Source organism: uncultured Candidatus Kuenenia sp., from assembly GCF_900696675.1.
In the GTDB taxonomy this organism is placed as follows: Bacteria; Planctomycetota; Brocadiia; order Brocadiales; family Brocadiaceae; genus Kuenenia; species Kuenenia stuttgartiensis_A.
Window position 1 is genome coordinate 1 of record NZ_CAADGZ010000230.1, and the last position, 2569, is coordinate 2569.

Genomic DNA, 2569 nt, shown 5'->3' on the forward strand with positions numbered 1-2569 from the left:
ATGCACGGCATCTTGCTGCCTGGTTTTAACGCATTTACAAACATATACATACACTACCAGGTAAATTGCTTGTTTGTAACATTTCTGCTGTCAAGCAAATTCTAAATTATTTTCGCTGAATAGTTACGACAAAAGGGTAAAACATCCCGCAGCATTGACGATAACAATATTTTCCCCCAAAATCTTTAGGCAGTGCCTCAATGATAAAAGCCCGCCACAACCCGCACATGCAGGGGTACCGGGATAAATATTCTCATGCAAAGGAATATCGCGAATAGATTTAATAGTATTCATCTTTATACAAAATCACACCCTTATAAATTTGGTGAAATCCGAAACCCAAAACAAATTCTAACGACAAAATGATTTGAAATACTAAAGCTCCGGCTTGATAACTAGAATATTAATGTTTAAAACCCGGTTTTTTTCACCTGTCTGCGTGCAATGTAAAGGCAGGTTGGGATTTTGTATTTTGAAATTTGTTTCGTATTTCGCACTTCGAATTTCGTATTTTTTATTTCGTGCTTGTTTGGCTCTGGCTATGCCATGTTAGGAATTTCAAAAATGTGGTTTTTCCCTATGTTAACCATTTCTACCGGCGATTTTTTTCAAATTTTCCATTCCATTCCGTTCCATTCTTCTTTTGTATAAAGAAGGTATGGATCTGAAGTCGCGCCTGTTTTGTTTGCCTTTTGCAAATGTGCAAAAATCACTTCAAATTCTTCCGGACTTACGTTTTTGCCGCCAAGGCCGCCAATAAAAGAAAGTAATACAGGCCTTTCCCTTTCGTTATACATACAACCGGCAATTTCTGAAAACAAAATACCGCCTTTTCCAACGCTTATATTCTGATCAAACACTGCAACGGCCTTCTTCCCTCTAAGTGCCGCCTGAATGTCAGTTCCAGGGAACGGTCTTATCATCCTTATTCTCAGAAGGCCGATGCGAATGCCCTTTGCCCTTGCTTTTTTAACTGCTGCCTTTCCAATGGTGGAAAAGGAATTTGTCATGATTAATACATATTCTGCATTCTCCATCATAAATTCCTCTACAACACCATGGCGCCTTCCGAACACATCTTCAAATTCCCCGGCAATTTCTTTATAAACATTGAGACTATTTCTGCTGGCAAGATGCATTTGGTATTTGAAATACGTATATGCAAACCCGCCCAGCACAGCTACGCCTTGTGACGATGGCTGGCTTGCCTTGAAAAATGCATGCCTGGAGGTATACGCAGGTAGAAAACTTCTCACTTCTTTGATATCGGGTATTTCAACCGGTTCTCTCGTAAAAGAAAGATGGAAACCATCAAAATTGACAAGCACCGGCAAGAGGACTCGCTCATCTTCCGCCAATTTATACGCAATCAAAATCGAATCTAAAATTTCCTGGCACGACTCGCAGTGAATCTGTAAAAAACCTGTATCACGTGCGGAGAGAATATCGTTGTGGTCCGGTTCAAGTGTTATCGGCGCAGATAAGCCCCTGGAGACATTTACCATAACAAAAGGGGCGCGCCATCCTACCACGGTGTAAAGCATTTCGTAGCCGTACAGAAGGCCCTGGCTTGACGTTGCGGTAAAAACCCTTACCCCCGTTACATTCGCTGCGCCAGCGGCGGTAATCATTGAATGTTCCGATTCCAGGGAGACAAACATGGCGTCCATTTCTCCATTATTTATCCAATACACCAGTTTTTCGATTATCTCCGTTTGTGGAGTGATCGGATATGTTGGAACATAGTCAACTTCCGCCAGTCGCGCACCCCATGCCGCGGCAGCATTGCCCGTTAGCATTTCCCTTTTATTGTCAATAGACATATCTCTCTTTATTACAGTATTCCTCTGTAAAAACCTCGTTTTTGTAAGTTTTTCTTCGTGGTTAAAGTCTTTTTGGTTGAGGTTTTACGGAATGGGGTAAAATCTTTATCCCACCAACTTAAACTTATTCCTGGGAGCACCGCATATCTCACATGTATCAGGAGCTGCTTTTTCAACAGTATTGCCGCAGACCTGACACACATAATAGTCCACAATTTCATTATCCCCCAGATTATTTAATGCTCTTTTGTAAAGATTTGCATGAATACTTTCCACTTTATTTGCGAAGGCAAAACTCTGCTCCGCTTTTTTATGGCCCTCTTTTTTTGCATTTTCGATCATTCCAGGATACATTTTGGTAAATTCATACGTTTCGCCGTTTATTGCTTCCTGGATATTTTCTTTCGTACTGCGGACTCCGTCTAAAGCACGAAGGTGACTGTGGGCGTGTACGGTTTCGGCTTCGGCAGCAGCACGAAAAAGCTTTGCAACCTGAGCATATCCTTCCTCTTCAGCCTTTTTTGCAAAAGCAAGATACTTTCTGTTCGCTTGCGATTCTCCTGCAAACGCCTCTTTTAAATCATCGGTAGTCGCCATAATGAATCCTCCTTTAAAAATGATACCTAAATCCTGCAAACGATTTTCGCAATGCGAAAATCAGTATTTTCCACTACCAAGATTGGCAAAAAGCGATAACAGATATCCGTTTTTTAGCAATTGTGGTAGCGCTATTGTACTACTTTAAA

General features: G+C 41.3%; 3 protein-coding genes. All 3 read right to left on the reverse strand.

Features of this window, described 5'->3' with window-relative positions:
• Window positions 1–123: 123 nt before the first annotated feature.
• The 3 genes from QZT26_RS17185 to QZT26_RS17195 all read right to left on the reverse strand — a co-directional run bounded on the left by QZT26_RS17185 (window position 124) and on the right by QZT26_RS17195 (window position 2420).
• Window positions 124–294, reverse strand: coding sequence for a hypothetical protein (locus QZT26_RS17185; RefSeq protein ID WP_197705211.1), 171 nt, complete (start codon window positions 292–294; stop codon window positions 124–126).
• A gap of 314 nt (window positions 295–608) precedes the next feature.
• A complete protein-coding gene (locus QZT26_RS17190) occupies window positions 609–1823 on the reverse strand; it encodes a pyruvate synthase (protein WP_164995444.1) in 1215 nt (404 codons plus the stop codon).
• A gap of 105 nt (window positions 1824–1928) precedes the next feature.
• Window positions 1929–2420, reverse strand: coding sequence for a rubrerythrin family protein (locus tag QZT26_RS17195; RefSeq protein WP_099325956.1), 492 nt, complete (start codon window positions 2418–2420; stop codon window positions 1929–1931).
• Between the last annotated feature and the right edge of the window lie 149 nt (window positions 2421–2569).

What these genes read in the sequence shown, in the direction of transcription:
- QZT26_RS17190 (WP_164995444.1), bottom strand. Translation starts at nt 1,823, where the DNA reads ATGTCTATTGACAATAAAAGGGAAATGCTAACGGGCAATGCTGCCGCG.
- QZT26_RS17195 (WP_099325956.1), bottom strand. Translation starts at nt 2,420, where the DNA reads ATGGCGACTACCGATGATTTAAAAGAGGCGTTTGCAGGAGAATCGCAA.
- QZT26_RS17185 (WP_197705211.1), bottom strand. Translation starts at nt 294, where the DNA reads ATGAATACTATTAAATCTATTCGCGATATTCCTTTGCATGAGAATATT.